18 protein-coding genes and 1 pseudogene are annotated in these 19,219 nt (G+C 63.9%); 11 read left to right on the top strand and 8 right to left on the bottom strand.

Annotated features, from left to right (window positions below):
- Positions 1-4: 4 nt before the first annotated feature.
- The 8 genes from IAG25_RS01885 to IAG25_RS01850 all read left to right on the top strand — a co-directional run bounded on the left by IAG25_RS01885 (position 5) and on the right by IAG25_RS01850 (position 6,895).
- Entirely contained in the window at positions 5-925 is a 921-nt protein-coding gene (locus IAG25_RS01885) for an ABC transporter permease (RefSeq protein ID WP_035498339.1), read from the top strand.
- Entirely contained in the window at positions 922-1,764 is an 843-nt protein-coding gene (locus IAG25_RS01880; RefSeq protein ID WP_187603258.1) for an ABC transporter permease, read from the top strand. The genes IAG25_RS01885 and IAG25_RS01880 overlap by 4 nt, the downstream gene beginning before the upstream one ends.
- Before the next feature lie 13 nt (positions 1,765-1,777).
- Positions 1,778-2,851: an ABC transporter ATP-binding protein gene (locus IAG25_RS01875; protein WP_035498343.1), complete on the top strand. Its 1,074-nt coding sequence runs from the start codon at positions 1,778-1,780 to the stop codon at positions 2,849-2,851.
- Between the two features lie 37 nt (positions 2,852-2,888).
- Positions 2,889-3,701 carry a transporter substrate-binding domain-containing protein gene (locus IAG25_RS01870; protein WP_187603257.1) on the top strand — a complete coding sequence of 271 codons (813 nt, stop codon included), beginning with the start codon at positions 2,889-2,891 and terminating at the stop codon, positions 3,699-3,701.
- A 43-nt stretch (positions 3,702-3,744) separates the two neighbouring features.
- Positions 3,745-4,509 carry an amino acid ABC transporter permease gene (locus tag IAG25_RS01865; protein ID WP_187603256.1) on the top strand — a complete coding sequence of 255 codons (765 nt, stop codon included), beginning with the start codon at positions 3,745-3,747 and terminating at the stop codon, positions 4,507-4,509.
- Positions 4,506-5,162 (top strand): amino acid ABC transporter permease, encoded by a 657-nt coding sequence (locus IAG25_RS01860; protein ID WP_187603255.1) that lies wholly within the window; start codon positions 4,506-4,508, stop codon positions 5,160-5,162. Before IAG25_RS01865 ends, IAG25_RS01860 begins: the two co-directional genes overlap by 4 nt.
- Positions 5,163-5,205: 43 nt before the next feature.
- Entirely contained in the window at positions 5,206-5,931 is a 726-nt protein-coding gene (locus IAG25_RS01855; protein WP_187603254.1) for an amino acid ABC transporter ATP-binding protein, read from the top strand.
- A 73-nt stretch (positions 5,932-6,004) separates the two neighbouring features.
- Entirely contained in the window at positions 6,005-6,895 is an 891-nt protein-coding gene (locus IAG25_RS01850) for a LysR substrate-binding domain-containing protein (protein ID WP_187603253.1), read from the top strand.
- A gap of 78 nt (positions 6,896-6,973) precedes the next feature.
- Here the strand turns inward: IAG25_RS01850 and IAG25_RS01845 are convergent, their stop codons facing one another.
- Both IAG25_RS01845 and IAG25_RS01840 read right to left on the bottom strand, forming a co-directional pair.
- Positions 6,974-8,068 (bottom strand): branched-chain amino acid aminotransferase, encoded by a 1,095-nt coding sequence (locus IAG25_RS01845; protein ID WP_187603252.1) that lies wholly within the window; start codon positions 8,066-8,068, stop codon positions 6,974-6,976.
- Positions 8,069-8,256: 188 nt separating this feature from the next.
- Positions 8,257-9,405: pseudogene (locus IAG25_RS01840) on the bottom strand (2-isopropylmalate synthase); the annotation flags it as partial.
- Between the two features lie 307 nt (positions 9,406-9,712).
- Between IAG25_RS01840 and IAG25_RS01835 the strand changes: the two are divergent.
- The gene (locus IAG25_RS01835; protein WP_187603250.1) at positions 9,713-10,195 is read left to right on the top strand and encodes a MarR family winged helix-turn-helix transcriptional regulator; all 483 of its coding nucleotides are present in this window, start codon (positions 9,713-9,715) and stop codon (positions 10,193-10,195) included.
- Positions 10,196-10,260: 65 nt separating this feature from the next.
- On the opposite strand, the gene IAG25_RS01830 is transcribed toward IAG25_RS01835, so the two are convergent.
- The 5 genes from IAG25_RS01830 to IAG25_RS01810 all read right to left on the bottom strand — a co-directional run bounded on the left by IAG25_RS01830 (position 10,261) and on the right by IAG25_RS01810 (position 16,242).
- Positions 10,261-11,448, bottom strand: a complete 1,188-nt coding sequence (locus IAG25_RS01830; protein WP_187603249.1) for a porin — start codon at positions 11,446-11,448, stop codon at positions 10,261-10,263.
- A gap of 75 nt (positions 11,449-11,523) precedes the next feature.
- Positions 11,524-12,888, bottom strand: a complete 1,365-nt coding sequence (locus tag IAG25_RS01825) for an MFS transporter (protein ID WP_187603248.1) — start codon at positions 12,886-12,888, stop codon at positions 11,524-11,526.
- Between the two features lie 46 nt (positions 12,889-12,934).
- On the bottom strand, positions 12,935-14,251 hold the full coding sequence (fahA, locus tag IAG25_RS01820; RefSeq protein WP_187603247.1) for a fumarylacetoacetase: 1,317 nt from the start codon (positions 14,249-14,251) through the stop codon (positions 12,935-12,937).
- Entirely contained in the window at positions 14,241-15,476 is a 1,236-nt protein-coding gene (locus IAG25_RS01815; RefSeq protein WP_187603246.1) for a CaiB/BaiF CoA transferase family protein, read from the bottom strand. The genes fahA and IAG25_RS01815 overlap by 11 nt, the downstream gene beginning before the upstream one ends.
- 1 nt (position 15,477) lies before the next feature.
- The gene (locus tag IAG25_RS01810; RefSeq protein ID WP_035498378.1) at positions 15,478-16,242 is read right to left on the bottom strand and encodes an enoyl-CoA hydratase/isomerase family protein; all 765 of its coding nucleotides are present in this window, start codon (positions 16,240-16,242) and stop codon (positions 15,478-15,480) included.
- A 283-nt stretch (positions 16,243-16,525) separates the two neighbouring features.
- Between IAG25_RS01810 and IAG25_RS01805 the strand changes: the two genes are divergently transcribed.
- Together IAG25_RS01805 and IAG25_RS01800 are read left to right on the top strand one after the other, a co-directional pair.
- A complete protein-coding gene (locus IAG25_RS01805) occupies positions 16,526-17,221 on the top strand; it encodes a TetR/AcrR family transcriptional regulator (RefSeq protein ID WP_187603245.1) in 696 nt (231 codons plus the stop codon).
- Positions 17,222-17,345: 124 nt separating this feature from the next.
- Complete coding sequence (locus IAG25_RS01800) at positions 17,346-17,795, top strand: MaoC family dehydratase (RefSeq protein ID WP_187603244.1); 450 nt, start codon at positions 17,346-17,348, stop codon at positions 17,793-17,795.
- 9 nt (positions 17,796-17,804) lie between these two features.
- On the opposite strand, the gene IAG25_RS01795 is transcribed toward IAG25_RS01800, so the two are convergent.
- A complete protein-coding gene (locus IAG25_RS01795) occupies positions 17,805-19,043 on the bottom strand; it encodes a CaiB/BaiF CoA transferase family protein (protein ID WP_187603243.1) in 1,239 nt (412 codons plus the stop codon).
- Between the last annotated feature and the right edge of the window lie 176 nt (positions 19,044-19,219).

The raw sequence follows: 19,219 nt of genomic DNA, 5'->3' as shown, positions 1-19,219 counted from the left end.
CCCCATGTCCGCACTTCTTTTCCGCCGCAGGACGGCAGCGATGGCAGACGTCGCCCACGGGCAGGCGCCGGCGCCTGCGCTGCCCAGGGTGCCGCCCTGGGTGCTGCTCGCGCCCATCCTGGCCTTTCTCGCCGTGCTTGTCGCAGCCTCGCTCGTCGTGCTGCGCATGAGCTTCGGCGTGTCGGGGAACGAGTGGCACGCGCTCACGCTGCGCAATTACGCGGACCTCGCCGATTCGTACTTCCTGCACTCGCTCTGGCTCACGCTGAAACTCGCGTTTCAAAGCATGGTCTGCGCGGTGCTGCTGGCGATTCCCGTGGCGCTTGCCATGGCGCGCACGGAGTCGCGGCTCGCGCGCCGGCTGCTCCTCGCAGGCGTGCTTCTGCCGCTGCTCGTCAACCTGCTGCTGCAGGGCTACGGCTGGCTCGTCATGCTGGGGCCGGCCGGCTTGCTCAATCATGCGCTGCTCGCCGCCGGCGTCGTGCAGCGCCCGGTGCAGTGGCTCTATCGCGAGAACGGCGTGCTGCTCGGCCTGATCCAGACCGCGTTTCCACTCGCCGTGCTGCCGCTCGCGAGCGCGATGCGCGCCATCTCGCGCGCTTACGAGGAAGCGGCCGCCACGCTCGGCGCGACTCGCTGGCAGACGCTCTGCCACATCGTCCTGCCGCTCGCGATGCCCGGCCTCGTTTCCGGCGCCCTGCTCGTCTTCGCCTACAACGCGAGTGCGTTCGCCGTCCCGCTGCTGCTCGGCGGCCGACGCGTGCCCATGCTCGCCGTGCTCGTGCACGATCAGGTGGCCCCGCTTCTGAACTGGCCGGCCGCGTCGGCATCCGGCGTGGTGCTGATGGCGGCGACGCTCGTCGTCATGTCGGTGTCTCAACGGCTCGTTCGCGGCATGCAACGCACGGAGGAATCCCGCTCATGAGTACCTTGCGCCTTGCCTCGGCCATGCCCGGACGTCTGGGCCGTGCAACCAGCCTGCTGGCTACGACCGTGCTGTTTCTCGCGGCCTTGCCGATCCTCACGATGATCACGATGTCGTTCGGCAATTCGGATACGCTCGAATTCCCGCCGCCGAGCTTCGGGCTGCGCTGGTATCAGGCCGCGTGGCACACCTTCGTGTCGCCCGACGCGAGCGACGTGCTCTCGATGGGAACCGCTTTGACGACGAGCCTCATCGTCGCGGTCTCGACGATGATCATCGCCACCGCGGTCTCGGTGCCCGCCGCCTACGCGCTCTCGCGCTACCGCTTTCGCGGCAAGGCCGTGATCGAACAGCTCGTCGCGCTGCCGCTCGTCTATCCGCTCGTGATGCTCGGGCTTTCGCTGCTGCTCGTGTTCAACGTGCTGCCCGTCGAACTCGGCCTGCTGCGGCTCATCATCGCGCACGTGATTCTCGTCCTGCCGTTCACCGTGAAGAACTGCGCGGCCTCGGTCGCCTCGATCGGCCCCGAGTTCGAGGAAGCCGCGTGCCTGATGGGCGCAAGCCCGCGCCGCGCCATCGTCGATGTGGTCTTGCCGCTCATGCGTCCGGGCATCCTCGCCGGCATGCTGTTCGCCTTCATCATCTCCTTCAACGAGTTCACGGTGACGTTCTTTCTATACGACATCAACACGATGACGCTGCCCGTCTGGCTGTACAGCCGCACCGTGTCGTCGCTGGATCCGACCGTGTTTTCGTTCGCGGTCGTCATCGTGCTCATCGACTTCGCCTTGATCTGGCTGCTCGAAAAGCTGGTCGGCGACGAAGGCGTCGCGCTTTAACGAGGGAACCCTCATGACTCATCTGACACTTCAGGCGGTGACGAAGCGCTTTCACACCGCGTACGCAGTCGATCACGTCGATCTCGCCGTGCCCGACGGCAAGCTGGTGTGCTTTCTCGGACCGTCCGGCTGCGGCAAGACGACACTGTTGCGGATCATCGCGGGCCTCGAAACGGCAACGTCCGGGACCGTGGCATTCGCCGGGCGCGATCTGACGAACGTGCCGGCGAACCAGCGCGATTTCGGCATGGTGTTCCAGTCGCTCGCGCTCTTCCCGCACATGACGGTGGCGCAGAACATCGCCTATCCGCTGCGGCTGCGCCGCGTCGCGAAAGACGCGCAGGCGGCGCGGGTCGCCGAGCTGCTCGAACTGATCCAGTTGCCGCACATGGCGGACCGTCCGGTCTCGCGGCTCTCGGGCGGACAGCGCCAGCGCGTCGCCATCGCCCGCGCGATCGCGTCGTCGCCGAAGCTGCTGCTGCTCGACGAGCCGCTCTCCGCGCTCGATGCGAAGCTGCGCGAAGCGATGCAGGTCGAAATCCGTCTGCTGCAGCAACGTCTCGGCATCACGACGATCATGGTGACGCATGACCAGCGCGAGGCCATGACGATGGCCGACGAAATCGTCGTGATGGAAAAAGGACGCATCGCTCAGATCGGCAAGCCGCTCGATATCTATCGCAATCCCGTCAGCGAATTCGTCGCCGATTTCATCGGCCTCGGCAATATCCTGCCCGTCACGCTCGACGGCACGAACCGGATCGCGCTTCCTAACGGCCAGCAGATCACAGTCGATGGCGCGCCGCGCGCAGGCGCCGCAACCGATGATGTCCGCTTGCTGATTCGCCCCGAGGACGTATCGATGCGGGCGGTCACGGCCAATCCGGGACCCAACGTGCTGGCCGGCAAAGTGGCGTTCATCCGGGATGTCGGCTCGTCGCTCGAAGCCACCATCGACTGCGCCGGTTTCACGCTCACCGCGGCCACGACCCCGCGCGAAACACCGGATCTTCGGGTGGGCATGCCCATCTTCGCGGAATTGCCGCCGCATGCCTGCAAGCTCATTGCGGCACGTACCGCGCATTGATTCACGCCGACCAAACCATAGTCACAGGAGACACCCTATGAACACGACGACTTCCGTGCAGCGCTTCTTCAAACGCTCGTCCGTCACGCTCGCCTTCGCCGGCGTCGTGGGCCTTGGCGCATTTGCGCCGCTCGCGCAGGCCGATGCGCTCGACTCGATCAGCAAATCCGGTGTGGTGCGCATCGGCGTGTTCGAGGACTATCCGCCGTTCGGCTCGATCGGGCCGGACATGAAGCCGCAAGGCTACGACATCGACGTGTCCAGTCTGATCGGCAAGACCCTCAACGCGAAGGTCGAACTGATTCAGGTCACGGGCGACAACCGCATGGCGTATCTCGTCGACCATAAGGCCGACATGCTGCTCTCGGTCGGCAAGACACCGGAACGCGAAAAGGTGATCGACTTCTCGCAAGCCTATGCGCCGTACAACCTCGCCGTGTTCGGTCCGAAGTCGCTCGCCGTGAAGAACGCGGGCGATCTGGGCGGCAAGAGCATCGCGGTTGCGCGCGGCACGCTCGAAGACCTGAGCGTGAGCAAGGTCGCGCCATCGTCCGCGACCATCAAGCGATTCGATGACCCGAATGGCGCTATCTCCGCGTTTCTCGCGGGACAGACCCAATTGCTCGTGGTCGGTAACGACGTGGGCGCGACGATCATCGCCCGTCACCCCTCGATCGATCCCGAGCAGAAGTTTTCGCTCTTCAGCTCGCCCGATCACGTGGGCCTGAACAAGAACGAGCCGCGTCTGAAGCAGAAGGTGGACGAGGCCATCGCCGCCGCGAAGAAGGACGGCACGATGAACGCCATCTCGCAGAAGTGGCTGCGCGCGCCGCTGCCGGCCGATCTGTGATGCGCTTCGCCTTTTCGTTCGATCGCACGCCGAGGATGCTTCGATGACCTACACGTTCGATTTCAGCGACTTCGGCCTCTATGTGGACGTGCTCGCGCATGGCATCGCGGTCACGCTCGGCCTCACCGCCGTATCGACGCTCCTGGGCGGTCTGGTCGGCATCGGCGGAGCGTGCATCGCCGTGGCGGGGCCGAAGCCGCTTCGTGCCGTCGTGGCCGCGTATGTCGAGCTCATTCGCAACACGCCGTTTCTCGTGCAGCTGTTCTTCGTGTTCTTCGGGCTGCCGAGCTTCGGCGTGCACATCGGCGAAATAGAGGCCGCCGTGCTCGCGATGACAGTGAACCTCGGTGCGTATGCGACGGAAATCGTCCGGGCGGGCATCGACTCGATTCCGCGCGGACAAGTCCAGGCCGCGATGGCGCTCGGCTTGCGGGGTCCGCACGTCTTTCGCCACGTCGTGTTGCCGCAGGCGCTCGCCAACGTATTTCCGGCGTTGCTCGGCCAGGTGCTGATCGTGATGCTCGGCTCCGCGGTGGTATCGCAGATTTCGGTGCCGGACCTGACCCATGCAGCCAGCTTCATTCAGTCGCGTAACTTCCGTTCGTTCGAATGCTACGTGATCGTCACCGCGATCTATCTGCTGCTGTCGATCGTGCTGCGCCTCTTGATCAACCGGCTCGGCAAGCGGCTGTTCGCGGGGCGCGCCGCTCGCGGCGTCACGATTGCGCCTCGACGCGGGTTGCGCGGCCTCTTCTCCGTGCGTGCAGCCGTGGTAGATCCCGGCCTTCCGAAGGAGCGTTCACGATGATCGAGTTCACGCTATGGGATATCGCGCGCAACCTGATGCTCGCCGCGCGCTGGACGCTGTTGCTTTCGTTGATCGCGTTCGCCGGCGGCGGCCTCACAGGGCTGGTGTTGCTCGCCATGCGCGTTTCGCCCTTGCCGTGGCTGCGCAGGTTCGTCGTGCTGTATGTCGAAGTGTTCCAGGGCACGCCGCTCCTGATGCAGCTCTTCCTCGGCTTCTTCGGCTTGCCGATGCTGGGCGTCGAGGTGTCGCCGTGGGCCGCCGCTACGGTCACGCTCACGCTGTATACGGGCGCCTATCTCTCCGACATCTGGCGAGGCTGCGTCGAAGCGGTGCCGCGCGGTCAATGGAGCGCGGCGGCGAGCCTCGGCATGACGTGGATGCAGCAGTTGCGTTATGTCGTCTGGCCGCAGGCATGGAAGATCGCCGTGCCGCCTACCGTCGGCTTTCTCGTGCAGGTCGTGAAGAGCACGGCGCTCACGTCGATCATCGGGCTCACGGAGCTGACCAAGACCGGGACCATGATCACGAACGCGGTGTTTCGCCCCTTCCCGATCTACGCCCTCGTCGCGTTGCTGTACTTCGCGATGTGCTTTCCGCTGACCTGGTATGCGCGTGCGCTCGAACGCCGGTATCGGATCGGCAGGCATCGCTGAAGTTCGACGCGGTGTCCAACGTCATTTCAAAACGGGTTTGCGCATGATTTCCATCGGTAACGTGTCGAAGTGGTACGGCCAGTTTCAGGTTCTGGCCGATTGCACCACCACAGTCAGTAAAGGCGAAGTGGTCGTGGTCTGCGGGCCGTCCGGGTCCGGCAAATCGACGCTCATCAAGACGGTCAACGGACTCGAGCCGTTCCAGAGCGGGCGCATCACGATCAACGGCGAGGCCGTCCACGACAAGCGGACGAATCTGTCGAAACTGCGCGCGAAGGTCGGGATGGTGTTTCAGCATTTCGAGCTGTTTCCGCATATGTCGATCACGGAGAACCTCACGCTCGCGCAGACGAAAGTGCTGGGTCGCTCGAAAGACGAAGCATCCGACAAGGCGCTGCGCCTGCTCCAGCGAGTCGGCCTGCGGGCGCACGCGGACAAGTATCCCGGACAGCTTTCCGGCGGCCAGCAGCAACGCGTGGCGATCGCGCGTGCGCTGTCGATGGACCCCGTCGCGATGCTGTTCGACGAACCGACTTCCGCGCTCGATCCGGAGATGATCAACGAAGTGCTGGACGTCATGGTCGAACTGGCCCAGGAAGGCATGACGATGATGTGCGTCACGCACGAGATGGGGTTCGCGAGGAAGGTCGCGCATCGGGTGATCTTCATGGATCACGGGCGCATCGTCGAAGACGACGCCAAGGATGCGTTCTTTGCGCATCCACGCTCCGAACGGGCGCAGGAATTCCTGGGCAAGATACTCCACTAACACCGCCGTTACGTCGCGTCGGACTTGCACTATAGTTCCGACTGACATGCCTTCCATGATCGGAGACACGCCCATGCGACGACTTCCTCCGCTCAATGCGCTGCAGATCTTCGAGACGGTCGCGCGTCACCGCAGTTTCACGCGTGCGGCGGAGCATCTGTGCCTCACACAAGGGGCGATCAGCAGACAGATTCTCACGCTGGAGGAATATTTCGGCTTTCCGCTCTTCAAACGGGGCGCAAGGGGGCTGACGCTGACGGCAGAAGGCGACGTGCTGCTGCCCGTGGTGAGAGAGGGTTTCGCGCGCATCGAGGAGGTATCGCTGCGTCTCACGCGCCAGCGCACCGATCTCGCGCTGAAAGTGCCGACATGCGTAATGCGCTGGATGCTGCCGAGGATCATGCGCTTTCAGAGCGAGCATCCCGAACTGCAATTGCAGATCACGACGACCTGGCAGCACGACGTCGATTTTCAGATTGAATCGTTCGATGCGGCGATCATCTACGGCTCATCGCCCGGCGCGGACGTGCACGCGGTGCCGCTCTTCAACGAGCAGCTCACGCCCGTGTGCTCGCCCGATCTCCTCAGCGAACGGCCGCTCGCCGCAGCGGCGGATCTGGCGCATCATGCGCTGCTGCATCCGACGCGCGATCATCGCGACTGGAAGCTGTGGCTCGATCGTGCGGGAGCGAGCGAGATCGACGCGACGCTCGGTCCGACATTCGAAACGCTCGATCTGGCGACGAACGCCGCGATGCAGGGCTTCGGGGTCGCGATCAGCGACCGCACGCTGGTCAGCGAAGACGTGGCGGCCCGGCGGCTCGTCATGCCGTTCGACACCGTGCTCGAGACGGGGTCGCGCTACTACTTCGTCTATCCGGATTGCGTCGCGAATCAGCCGAAGGTCAAGCTCTTCAGCGAATGGATCACGCGCAACCGGGATACTGCTTTGGCTGTCGGGTAACTTCGCGGAAAGTGCGCGACGCATGACGTCACGCACTCATGTCGCAGAGGACGAGCGCGACTAAAGGCCCAATCGGCCTTAGTCGATGCGATACACCCATTCGAGAGGATCGGCGAGCCTGCCGCGCTGGATTCCGGTCAGCTGCGTGCGCATGCGTTGTGTCACCGGTCCTTCTCCCCCGTCGCCGATCTGAAATTCTCCGGCGGCATGGCGAACCTCACCGACCGCAGTGACGACAGCGGCGGTCCCGCAAGCGAATACCTCCCGCACACGGCCGCTCGCGGCATCCGCACGCCATGCATCGAATGCATAAGGCGTTTCGTTGACCACGATGCCTTCACGCCTCGCAAGCTCGATGATCGACGCCCTGGTGATACCCGGCAGAATCGTGCCGGACAGCGGCGGCGTCGTCAGCGAGCCATCGTCCATGACGAAGAAGAGATTCATCCCGCCCATCTCTTCGATCCATTTGTGCTCGGCGGCATCGAGAAAAACGACCTGGTCGCAACCTTTGGCCGCCGCCTCGGTCTGCGCGATCAGGCTGGCGGCATAGTTGCCGCCGCATTTGGCCGAGCCCGTTCCACCCGGCGCCGCGCGAGTGTATTGGTCGGACACCCAGACGGTCACCGACGACTTGCCTGCCTTGAAGTACGGACCTACCGGGCAGGCGATGACGCAGAACACGTACTCGTGGGATGCGCGCACGCCGAGAAAGCTCTCGGACGCAAACATGAACGGACGCAGATAGAGGCTGCTGTCGCCACCGGGCACCCAGTCCCGGTCTACCTTGACGAGAGATTCCACCGCATCGACGAAGAGCGCTTCCGGGAGGTCGGCCATGGCAAGACGTGCGGCGGACGCACGAAACCGCTGGGCATTTTCGAACGGGCGGAACAGCGAGATCGAGCCGTCTTCGCCGCGGTACGCTTTCATGCCTTCGAAAATTTCCTGCGCATAGTGCAACACCGCGCACGCGGGATCGATCTGAAACGGCCGGCGAGGCTCGACCTTGGCATCGTGCCAGCCAAGCGTGTTGGTCCAGCGCATCGTTGCCATGTGATCGGTGAACACCTTACCGAACACGGGGTTTGAAATGCTCGCGACGATCTCATCGTGCGGAGTCGGCGTCGCGCTCGGGGAAACGGCAAACTGTGTAGGCATAGCGGTTTTCATACTTTCAAGCGACCAATGACGGGACGGGTCCCACCAGACTCGCGAGGGATTGAAATGGAAGGAGAGCGAACGCGGAGGCGTTCGTCTCCCGGAACTGGCGTTTTCGAAGGCATGTCTTCGTCGAACCGCATCGTTGCATCCGGCGCACGTCGTCAGTGTTGCACGCCGGTCGTATCCGCGACCTTGCCTTGCCGCGACAAGGCGACGAGTGCGTCGTCGGACACGGAGGCTTCCTGATCGGCAAGCGCCTTGAAGCGAACGAACGCGGCATTCAGTTCGGCTTCGCTGTCGATCTCGATTCCCAGCTCCTGCAAGCGCTGCCTGAATGCGTTTCGACCCGACAGTTTGCCGAGCACGATCCTGTTCGCGCTCCAGCCTACGTCTTCCGCGCGCATGATTTCGTAAGTGTCGCGCGCTTTCAGCACGCCGTCCTGATGGATCCCCGACGCATGAGCGAACGCATTGGCGCCGACGACCGCCTTGTTCGGTTGCACCGTGAACCCCGTGATCTCCGAAACCAGTCGCGAGGCTTCGACGATCTGAGTCGTGTCCACGCGCATATCGAGGCCGAAGACATCCCGTCGCGTTCTGACTGCCATCACGACTTCCTCGAGCGCCGTATTGCCCGCCCGCTCGCCGAGACCGTTGATCGCACATTCGATCTGCCTGGCTCCGCCCGACTTGACAGCCGCGAGCGAGTTGGCCACGGCCAGGCCGAGATCATCGTGACAGTGGACGGAAAAGACCGCCCGGTCGGAATTGGGAATGCGTTCGCGAAGTTCGCGGATCAACGCAGCGTAGCCATCCGGAACGGCATAGCCGACCGTATCGGGGACATTGATGGTCGTCGCACCTTCGTCGATCACGCCTTCGATCACGCGACAGAGAAAGTCGAGGTCGGAGCGGCTCGCGTCTTCCGGCGAGAACTCGACGTCATCGGTATGACCGCGCGCGAGACGCACTGCGCGCCGCGCCTGTTCATAGACCTGATCGGGCGACATGCGCAGCTTCTTTTCCATGTGCAGCGCGGATGTGGCGATGAAGGTATGAATGCGGAATCGGCTGGCCGGCTTCAGCGCCTCGGCGGCACGCGAAATGTCACGCTCGTTCGCCCGCGCCAGAGAACAGACGATGCTGTCCTTGACCTCGCCGGCGATTGCCCGAATCGCCTCGAAGTCGCCTTCGGAACTCGCGGCAAAGCCTGCTTCGATCACGTCGACGCGCATGCGTTCGAGCTGTCGGGCGATGCGCAGTTTTTCGTCCTTGGTCATCGAGGCACCCGGCGACTGTTCTCCATCGCGCAAGGTGGTGTCGAAAATGATGAGTCGGTCTGACATGCCAGTCTCCTGTGGGGAACGGCAATTGCGTTGATCAGGGAATGGGGGGTAACCCTTCCTGCGTGTCGTGACGCTGGATCACAGCGCCTGACCGCGCGATTATAGCTAACGATGACGCGGGCAAATCTAGGGTCAACCCGCATCGATTGGTTCGCGCATCGCGTGTTCGAGCCAACCTCGGATCATTCCGGCGCGCACGCCCGGCCCATGCTCACCCTGCCTTTACTATACGTTGACATGCACATATCATGATGAATCGGGACACACTGGCAAGCATCACATCGACTTCAAACGAAACAAACGCGAGATGGCATCGAGAAAAGAGCGAGTAGAAAACATCGACGGAACCTGCACCTGTCTCGCGGCACGTCAGGCCGCGCGATATCTCACGGCAGCATACGATCAGGCTCTAAGCCCGTCGAACCTACGGTCGACCCAATTCTCGATCCTGTACAGGCTCGCCCGCAATGGACCGCTCACCATCGGCGAGCTCGCGGAGTCGATGGCGATGGACCGCACCACCCTATCGGCAAACCTGAAGCCGCTCGATCGTGACGGGCTGCTCGAAATGGTGCCTGGAGAAGATCGGCGCGTCAGAAAGGTGGTTATCACGAGCGCAGGTTTATCGCGTTACCGGATGGCGTTTCCGCTGTGGCAAGCGGTTCAGCGGGAGTTCGAAGACAGCTTCGGACAAAAGCGCGCCGAGGCATTGCGCAGTTCGTTGCGCAGTGTGCTGCAGAGCGGTTTCAGTCCGTGGTCGGAGGGCGAAGCGGCGGCGTCAGGCGAGTAGTCAGCGCCCGCGGCACGATATCGGCCGATGCAATTGCAGTCCGGCCACAGACTTTTGTAGTGCCTTCAAAACCTGTGCCGTACACCAGCGGTCGTCGCAATCTGATACCGCGAGTTCGTGCCGCTCGGTCCGCCGACATTCACGATCGCGGCAGTCAGGGCGCCGTTCAACGCTTTCTGATACACGACAGCACCGTAGACATCCGTGCGCTTGCTTAGCGAGTAGATCAGACCGGCGTTCAATTGCAGCCAGTGTGGATGCGGCCCGTCGCTGATATTGGCGATCGAGGACGCGCCTCCGACGTCCCCGACGCTGTATATCGCCGCGATGCCCGCTACCAGCGCCGGCGTGAAGCGGTATCGCGCGTTGGCCTCGTAGTTGGACATCGAAAAGCTCGTGTGATCTGCATAGCTCAGGTGCGCATACGTATAGGCGCCGCCCAGCGTGAACGCGCCGAACGCATAGGCAGCGCCCACCGCGGTCACTTCATGCGATGTCACCGGCCGCGTATAAAAGATGGCCGTGGGATTCGAATAGTCCCCGACCACCGCGCCCGATGTATTGCTGCCATCCGTTCCGCCCGCCGACGGGTTGCTCAGATGAAAATGCCCGACGCCGAACGAGAATGCATCGTGCGTATAGCTGCCGCCGACACTCCAGGCGCGATTGTTCGCGAAGCCCGTCCCGCCCGGCCCCGCGGCCTGATTGCTGAACGCGTAGAGACCGCCCAGCGTGATGCCCCACAGCGTCGCGCTTTGATACTTGACCGCGTTGTTGATGCGAAACGTGGTGTAGAGATTGTCGATATCGCCGACATGCGCGCCGTATTGCGTGCCCCACTGCCGCGCGGACACGAACGGGCCGACGAAGTCCACGACGGATTCGTATTGACGCCCGAACGTGACCGTGCCCAGTTGCTTGTTGCCGAGGCCGACATAGGCCTGGCGTCCGAAGAGACGCGAGCCTTGCAGCATCGTGCCGTTCGCGACGCTGAAGCCGTTCTCCAGCACGAAGACCGCGGTGTTTCCGCCGCCCAGTTCCTCGACGCCACGCAAGCCCCAGCGTGACGGCACGCCGACGCCGCTCGTCTCCTGAATCTTGCGTCCGCCGACAGCGCCGGCCTTGGGCGCGACGTTGTTGGCGTAGCTGATGCCCGCGTCGACGAGTCCGTAGAGCGTGACGTTGCTTTGAGCGAACGCGGTCATCGGCGTCAGCACGACGAATGCGCCCGCCAGCCGCATGGACTTTTTCATTCCTGTCTCCGTTGATTCGTATATCTAATTATTTTTCATCGAGTCGTTCCTTCGAAGAACGACCTTGCCGATGAATCAGGCGGGTTCGTGTCCGCGCGTCGCGGCGCGCATGTTCCGTCTGCGGGCGGCTATCGGCACGCCGGCAACGAGCACGATCGCGGCAAGCGACTGAACCACGGCGGCGGTCACGAATCCGCTCGTATAGCTGCCGGAGACGTCGCGTACATAGCCCGTGAGCCAGGGCGTCAGGAAGCCAGCGAGATTCGCGACCGAGCTGATGAACGGCACGCCGAGCGCCATCGCGTTGCCGTGCAGATAGCGTCCCGGAATCTGCCAGAACAGCGAGATGCCCGCGCCCGTGCCGGCGAGCCCGAGCACCAGCGTGGCGAACGTGACCGACCGGCTGCTATGCCACACGAAAACGAGCACCAGCAGACTTGCGACGCTGATCAGCGACGCGATCGCGCAATGTCCCCGGACATCGCGGTAACGGCTGGCAAAGGTCGAGAGCGCGATGTTGCCGAGCGCGCCGAGCACGCAGATCGCCGCGATCGCATTGCCGATCGCGCTGTAGCCGCCGAAGCCCGCTTCGTGAAGGATCGTCGGGATGAAAAAGCTGAGCGCCGAGTTCGCCGTCAGAATGCAGAAGTACGCGGCGGACAGCATCCACACGAGCGGATTCGCGAGCAACGAGCCGGCGCGATCGATAGCCGGAGGCGCGTCGCCACGATCGCGTTCGAGATCGGCCTGCACGAGACGCCGTTGTTGCGGCGACAGCCAGCGCGCGCTGCCCGGTCCATCCGTCAGCACGGCGAACGCGATGCATCCCATCAGCACCGTGGGCACCGCCTGGAGCAGGAACATCCATCGCCATCCGGCGATGCTGAAAAGACCGCTCATGTGCTCCAGCACGAAGCCGCCGGTCAGGCCGACCGCCACGGTCGAACAGATCGCCGCCGAATGGAAGATGCTGAAGTTGCGCGTGCGCCGCTTCGACGGGAACCACTGGTTCATGTACAGAATCACGCCCGGATAGAAGCCCGCCTCGAAGGCGCCGAGCAAAAAACGCAGCACATAGAACGTGGCCGTGTTGTGAACGAACATCATCGCGACGCTGGTCACGCCCCAGCCAAGCGCAATCGCCGATATGGTCGTGCGCGCGCCGACGCGTTGCTGGATCATCGAACTCGGCACGCCGAACACCACGTAGCCGAGAAAGAACAAACCCGCGCCGAGGCCGTATACGGTTTCACTGAAGTGCAGGTCCGACAGCATCTGCAGCTTGGCGAAGGCCACGTTCGCGCGATCGACCCACGCGAGCAGCCAAAGAACGAAGAGAATGGGCATGATGCGCCATTCCGTCGCGCGATAGGCATCGCGCAAAGCCCGGTCCGCATCCTTGCCGGCGAGCGGCGCGTCTGTTTCGAATACCGCGTTCATCGATTTGTCTCCTGATTTGCAGGGCCGTCTCGTCATCCGGAGCCGGTCAGTCCCATTTCGCCGGAAGCACTTCCGCACGGTTTTCGCCGAAGCCGATGCGCGCATAACCGGGACGCTCGCACCATCCGCTCATCACGACGGCATCGCCGTCTTCGAGGAAGGCGCGCGTCTCGCCGGTCGGCAGGCGTATCGGCGCGTGGCCTGCCTGCGTCAGCTCGATCAGCGCGCCCGCCTCTTCGCGCGATGGACCCGATATCGTCCCGCTTCCGAGCAGATCGCCGCTGCGCAGATTGCAGCCCGCGATCGTGTGATGCGCGACCATCTGCGCGAGCGTCCAGTATTGATGACGGAAGCTCGTGCGCGAGAGGCGCGTCGGCGGCAGCGCGTCGCGGCGATGCATCGCGGTTTCGAGCGCGACGTCCAGCCGGATATCGATCGCGCCGCTTTCTCCAAGCGCAGGCGCCGACAGATACGCAAGCGGCTGCGGATCGTCGGCCGATCGCGTCCACGCGGTGCGATACGGCGCGAGCGCGTCCATCGTGACGATCCACGGCGATAACGTCGTTGCGAAACTCTTGGCGAGAAACGGTCCGAGCGGTGTGGATTCCCACGCCTGGATATCGCGCGCGGACCAGTCGTTGAGCAGACACAGGCCGAACACGTGATCCTCGGCCGACGCGACGGGAATGCGCTCGCCCTGCCCGTTGCCGACGCCGATGACGATGCCCAGTTCAAGCTCGTAATCGAGCCGCGTGCACGGTCCGACATCCGGCACGCGCGCACCCACTGCCATGCGTTGGCCGCAGGGCCGTCGAACGTTCTGTCCGGAAAGCCCGATGCTCGATACGCGCCCGTGATACGCAACGGGCATCCACTGAAAATTCGGCGACACCGTTCCGTCCGGACGCAGCAGCTTCACGATGTTGCGCGCGTGATCGATCGACGTATAAAAGTCCGTGTAGTCGCCGATATGCGCGGGCATGCCGTGTTCCACGCTGGCTTGCGGCACGAGACAGTCTTGGCCGGAACCCGCGCCTTCGCGGCGTGCGTCGAACAGTGCGAAAAGCGCATGGCGAAGCGCACGCCACGCGTCCGGGCCCATGTCGAAGAACGCGTTCAGCGACGGCTGCGCGCACGCTCGCGCGGCGTCGGCCGCAAGTCCCGAGAACGCGCCCGCTTCGCTCAACGCGCCGAGGTCGATCACCTGATCGCCCAGCGCGACGCCGCCACGAAACGCCTCGTTCGTCCCGGCGCGCCGGAATACGCCGAACGGCAGGTTCTGCAAAGGAAAAGGCGTGGACGCGTCGTTGGCCGAGGCGAGCCAGCTTCTCGCATCGATGTCGTGCGTATGGTCAGACTTCATCGAAATCACCACGCAGGCTCTTGCGGCTCAGCAGGATCTTGCGCTGCCTGAGTTCGTGGATCATCGCAGGGTCGACGTTGCGCTCCATGAGCAGCTCGATGTTGTGCTCGCCCTGAAACGCCGGAATTCCCGGCTGCGGCAAGGTCGCGCCGCTGAAGCGCCAGGGCGGCCCCGGCATGCGCATCGTGCCGCCCGTGCGATCGTCGACATTGACGATCGCGCCCCAGTCGGCAGCCCACTCGGACTCGGCCAGCTCGCGCGTGCTGCGCACCACGCCGATCGCCAGTCCCTGCTCGCTGACCTGCGCCTGAAGCTCTTCGAGATCGTTGAAGGTGAGAATCCACGCGCGCACTTCGGCGAGCAGCACTTCGAGATTCTGGCGACGCAGCGTTGCGCTCGCGAAACGCGGATCGCCCAAGAGGTCCGTGCGGCGCATCATCGAGCAGAAACGCACGAACATCGGCGAATAGATCGGGCTTGCCGCGATCGTCACCTGACGTCCGTCGGGCAACATGAAGATATGCGATTCCGGCGCGCTCAGCGCAGGCGGCTCGCCGTTCGTGTCGACGCCCGCGAGTTGCGCGCCGGCGCGCTCGTTGACGGCGAGCATGGTCGCGGCCATCGACACGTCGACATGCTGCCCTTCGCCCGTGCGGTCGCGCTGCGCGAGCGCGGCGAGCACGGCGATCGCGCCATGCAGGCCGGTGTAGACGTCCGCGTGGCTGCACGCGTCGTTCATCAGCGCGTCGGGCGCATGGCCGTAGTGCTCGCGCAGGATATCGGTGAGACCGGTTTCCGCCTGCACCGTCGGCGCGAACGCCGGCCGGTTGCGCCACGGGCCCGATTGCCCGTAGCCGCTCATCGACACATACACGACGGCCGGATTGAACTCGCGCACCTGTTCGTAGCCCAGCCCGAAGCGCGCCAGCGTGCCCGGCCGAAAGTTTTCGACGATGACATCCGCTTCGCGGCACAGGTCGGTCACGATCGCGCGTGCTTCGGGCCAGTTGAGGTCGAGACTGAGATTGCGCTTGCCCGCGTTCTGCTGCGCGTAATAGACCGACATCGTGCCGATGTGCGGCACGCCGCCGCGTCCCGAATCGCCGCCGGGCGGTTCGATCTTGGTGACTTCCGCGCCCAGGTCGCGCAGCGTCTTGGTGCACAGCGGGCCCGCCAGAACCCGCGTGAAGTCGATGACCTTCAGTCCCTCAAGAGGCGCGCCCATATCAGTTCCCCTCGAAGACGGCCGAACCGGGGCCGGTTTTGGCAAACGCGGCGAGCCCGCGCTTTTGATCCGCGCTCGCCCACATCATGTTGTTCACGTCGGTCTGCTGCGCATCCGCGCCCGCGATGCCGTGCCGCGCCGACAGATTCGCCAGCGTCTTGATGCCGCGCAGCGCGACGGTTGGGCCGCAAGCCAGTTGCCGCGCCCACGACATCGATACGGCCGCCAGCTCCGCTTCCGCCGCAACGAGATTGACCACGCCCCAGCGTTCGAGCGCCGCGGGATCGTGGCGGCGTCCGAACATCGCCATTTCTTTCGCACGCGCCGGACCGACGCGCTGCACGACTCGCTGCACGCCGCCCAGAAGCGGCAGCAGGCCGAGCGAGGCTTCGGCCATGCCGAAGAAGGCGGTGTCGGCTGCGACGATCATGTCGCAAGTCAGCGCGAGCTCGAAGCCGCCGCCGAGCGCGCCGCCATGAACCGCCGCAACGGAAGGAAGCGGCACGTTCTCGAGTGCATCGAGCAACGCGTCGAGGCTGGCCTGATCGCGCCGACGGCCGCCGTTTGCGAAGCCCGCGACGTCCGCGCCGGCGCAAAAATGGCGCATGCCGCTGCGCAAGAGGATCGACCGGCATCCCGACTCGACCGCTTTGCCGTAGGCAGCGAGCAGATCCTTGAGGAATGCATCCTCGATCAGATTGTGAGGTGGCTTCGACATCGTCACGACGCCGACCATACCGTCCTTTTCAAACACGACCGTGCTCATTTGGCCTCCTGCATGTGAGTCCGACTTCACGTCAGACGAACGAAATAAACGATCCAAATTTCCAATAGGATTACGAATGATCGCCTCGCCGGTAAAGCGCGACATCCGATGAACTGGCGCCGCATCTGCGTTAACCGGCTCGAACTGGGATTGATGATAACAGTGTTAACTTTGAAGAAAATCAGGGTAATCCCGCTATTCCCGCGCGCCTGCCGCACGTTGCCGCCAGCGAAGCCGCACACCTATAATTCCTTCCCACCTCTAACCGAGATGCCGCCGAATCGTGAGCCCGAAACCATCCGCCGATGTGCCCTACCACCACGGAAACCTGCGTGAAGCCCTGATCGCCGAAGGCCGGCGTGCGCTCGAGGATGTCGGCGCGCATGAGTTGAGCCTGCGCTACCTCGCCCGCGCGGTCGGCGTTTCGGAAGCGGCGCCGTCCCGGCACTTCGCCGGCAAGGACGGATTGCTCGCCGCGATCGCGGCCGACGGCTGGCGGGATCTCGCCGCCATGCGTCGCGCAATCCTCGGCACCGACGATACCGCGATGACCGTCGCGTATCGCATGCTGCGCGTGTATGTCGAATTCGCGCAGCGCCACAAGGGATTGTTCGATCTGATGGTCGGACCGCGCATCGTCGCGCGCGACTTGCATCCCGAACTCACGGAGGAAGGCTCGATTTCGTTCAGGCTGTTCGCATCCTCGGTCGAGCGGGCCGCGCTCGAAAACGGCTGGCCCGAAAGCACGCTGACGCTCGTCACGCACGCGGCGTGGAGCATCGAACACGGGCTCGCCACGCTCATTCTTTCCGATCGCGTGCCGCGCTCCGATCGTCCGGTGGAGATAGATCACATGATTCACTTCTCGATCGGCATGTTCCTGAGCGCGGTCGCGGCGGGCCCCACGCACCTCGAAAACATGCTCGATCAGCTTCCCGCGATGAACGGCGACACCCGCGCCGCAGCCCCGAAAGCGTGACGCGGCGCACTCTTGCTCCCATCGCGCACTGCGTCTTGCCCATATGTTGATATGCGCATATTATGATCGTGAGCGCGATTTGACAAGAAGCACGTCGCTCGCTGCGCAATCCGGAGCACACGCGATGACCGAACCTCTTTATCTGGACGACCTGAAAGCGGGCATGCAGTTCGATTCGCCGGAGTTCCTGGTGAGCGAGGGGGACATTCGCCGCTTCGCATCGGAATTCGATCCCCAGCCATTCCATCTCGACGAAACCGCCGCGAAGGCGTCGGTGTTTCGTGGCCTCGCCGCGAGTGGCTGGCATACCGCGGCGCTCACGATGCGTCTGCTCGTATCGGGCGGATTGCCGCTCGCGGGCGGCATCGTCGGCATGAGCGTGGAGCTTGCTTGGGTCAGGCCGGTGCGTCCCGGCGATGTGCTTCGGGTCGTGAGCACCGTGCAGGAGGTGCAGCGATCGAGATCGAAGCCATCGCAAGGCATCGCGACCGTGATGTCCGAAACGATGGACGACTCCGGCGAAGTCGTGCAACGCCTCGTATCGAAACTGCTCGTGACGGCACGCGATGCCTGACCAGGCGGTCTAGATGACCCCGTTGCGGCGAAGCGTTTGGACCTCCGCACCGGACATGGCCAGCCAGGCGTCGAGGACCTCGTCGGTATGCGCGCCGAGCGTCGGCGGAACGTGGCGGTATTGCACGGGCGATTCGGACAGGCGGATCGGATTCGCGACCAGCGGCACCGTCTCCGATAACGGATGCGCCATCTCGATGCGCATCTCGCGCGATTGCACATGCGCGTCCGCGAATACCTTGTCGATGCTGTTGACCGGCCCGCACGGCACGCCTGCCGCCTCCATGATGCCGATCCACTCGCTCGTCGTGCGGTTCGGCGTGATGTCACGCATCAGCGCGATCAACGTGTCACGGTGCGCGACGCGCTGCGGATTGCGCGCAAAGCGATCGTCGCGGCTCCACTCGGGTCTGCCAAGCGCTTCGCAGCATCGGGCGAACTGGCCGTCGTTGCCGACCGCGATGATCATGTAACCGTCGGCGGTGGGGAAATCCTGATACGGCACGATACTCGGATGCGCGTTGCCCATGCGCTCCGGCACCACGCCGCCGATCAGATAATTCGAAGCCTGATTCGCGAGGCATGCGATCTGCACGTCGAGCAATGCGAGGTCGATGTGCTGCCCCTTCCCCGTGCGTGCGCGATGCGCCAACGCCGCCTGGATCGCCACGGTCGCGTAAAGACCGGTCATGATGTCCGTGAGCGCGACGCCCACTTTCAGCGGCCCTTCTCCGGCGGTGCCATCGGCGCGGCCAGTGAGGCTCATCAGCCCGCCCATACCCTGCATCAGGAAGTCGTAGCCCGCCCGCGCGGCATAGGGGCCGGTCTGTCCGAAGCCCGTGATCGAGCAATAGACGAGGCGCGGATTCACCTCGCTGAGGCTCGCGTAATCCAGCCCGTATTGGGCGAGGCCGCCGACCTTGAAGTTCTCGATGAGCACATCGGCCTTGTCGGCCAGCCGGCGGATCAGCGCTTGCCCCTCTGGCCGGCCGAGATCGACCGTCACGGAGCGCTTGTTGCGATTCGCGGCGAGATAGTACGCCGATTCGCCCGTCGGCTCTCCATCGGCGTCGGCAAGCCAGGGTGGTCCCCAGGCGCGCGTATCGTCGCCGCTTTGCGGACGCTCTACCTTGATCACGTCCGCGCCGAGATCCGCGAGCAACTGACCGGCCCAGGGACCGGCGAGCACGCGGGAAAGATCGAGAACACGCAGGCCTGAGAGCGCGCCTTCCTGCAAGGATGGATTCATGGGGTCATGTGGAGTGTCATCGGATCGCGCTTCCGATCTGTGCGGAAATCGCACGCCACATTGAGCCGATCGGAAGTCCTGTCTGCAATTTAAAGGGATCGCGTACGCACCACAACCGACTTGTTCTCATGGACCTGTGCGAAGATCGCACAATTGAACGAACACCTTGTCGAGCC

Source organism: Caballeronia sp. EK, assembly GCF_014384845.1.
GTDB lineage: Bacteria > Pseudomonadota > Gammaproteobacteria > Burkholderiales > Burkholderiaceae > Caballeronia > Caballeronia jiangsuensis.
Note: the sequence above shows the minus strand (reverse complement) of the source record. Positions and strands in the feature narration are given on the sequence as shown.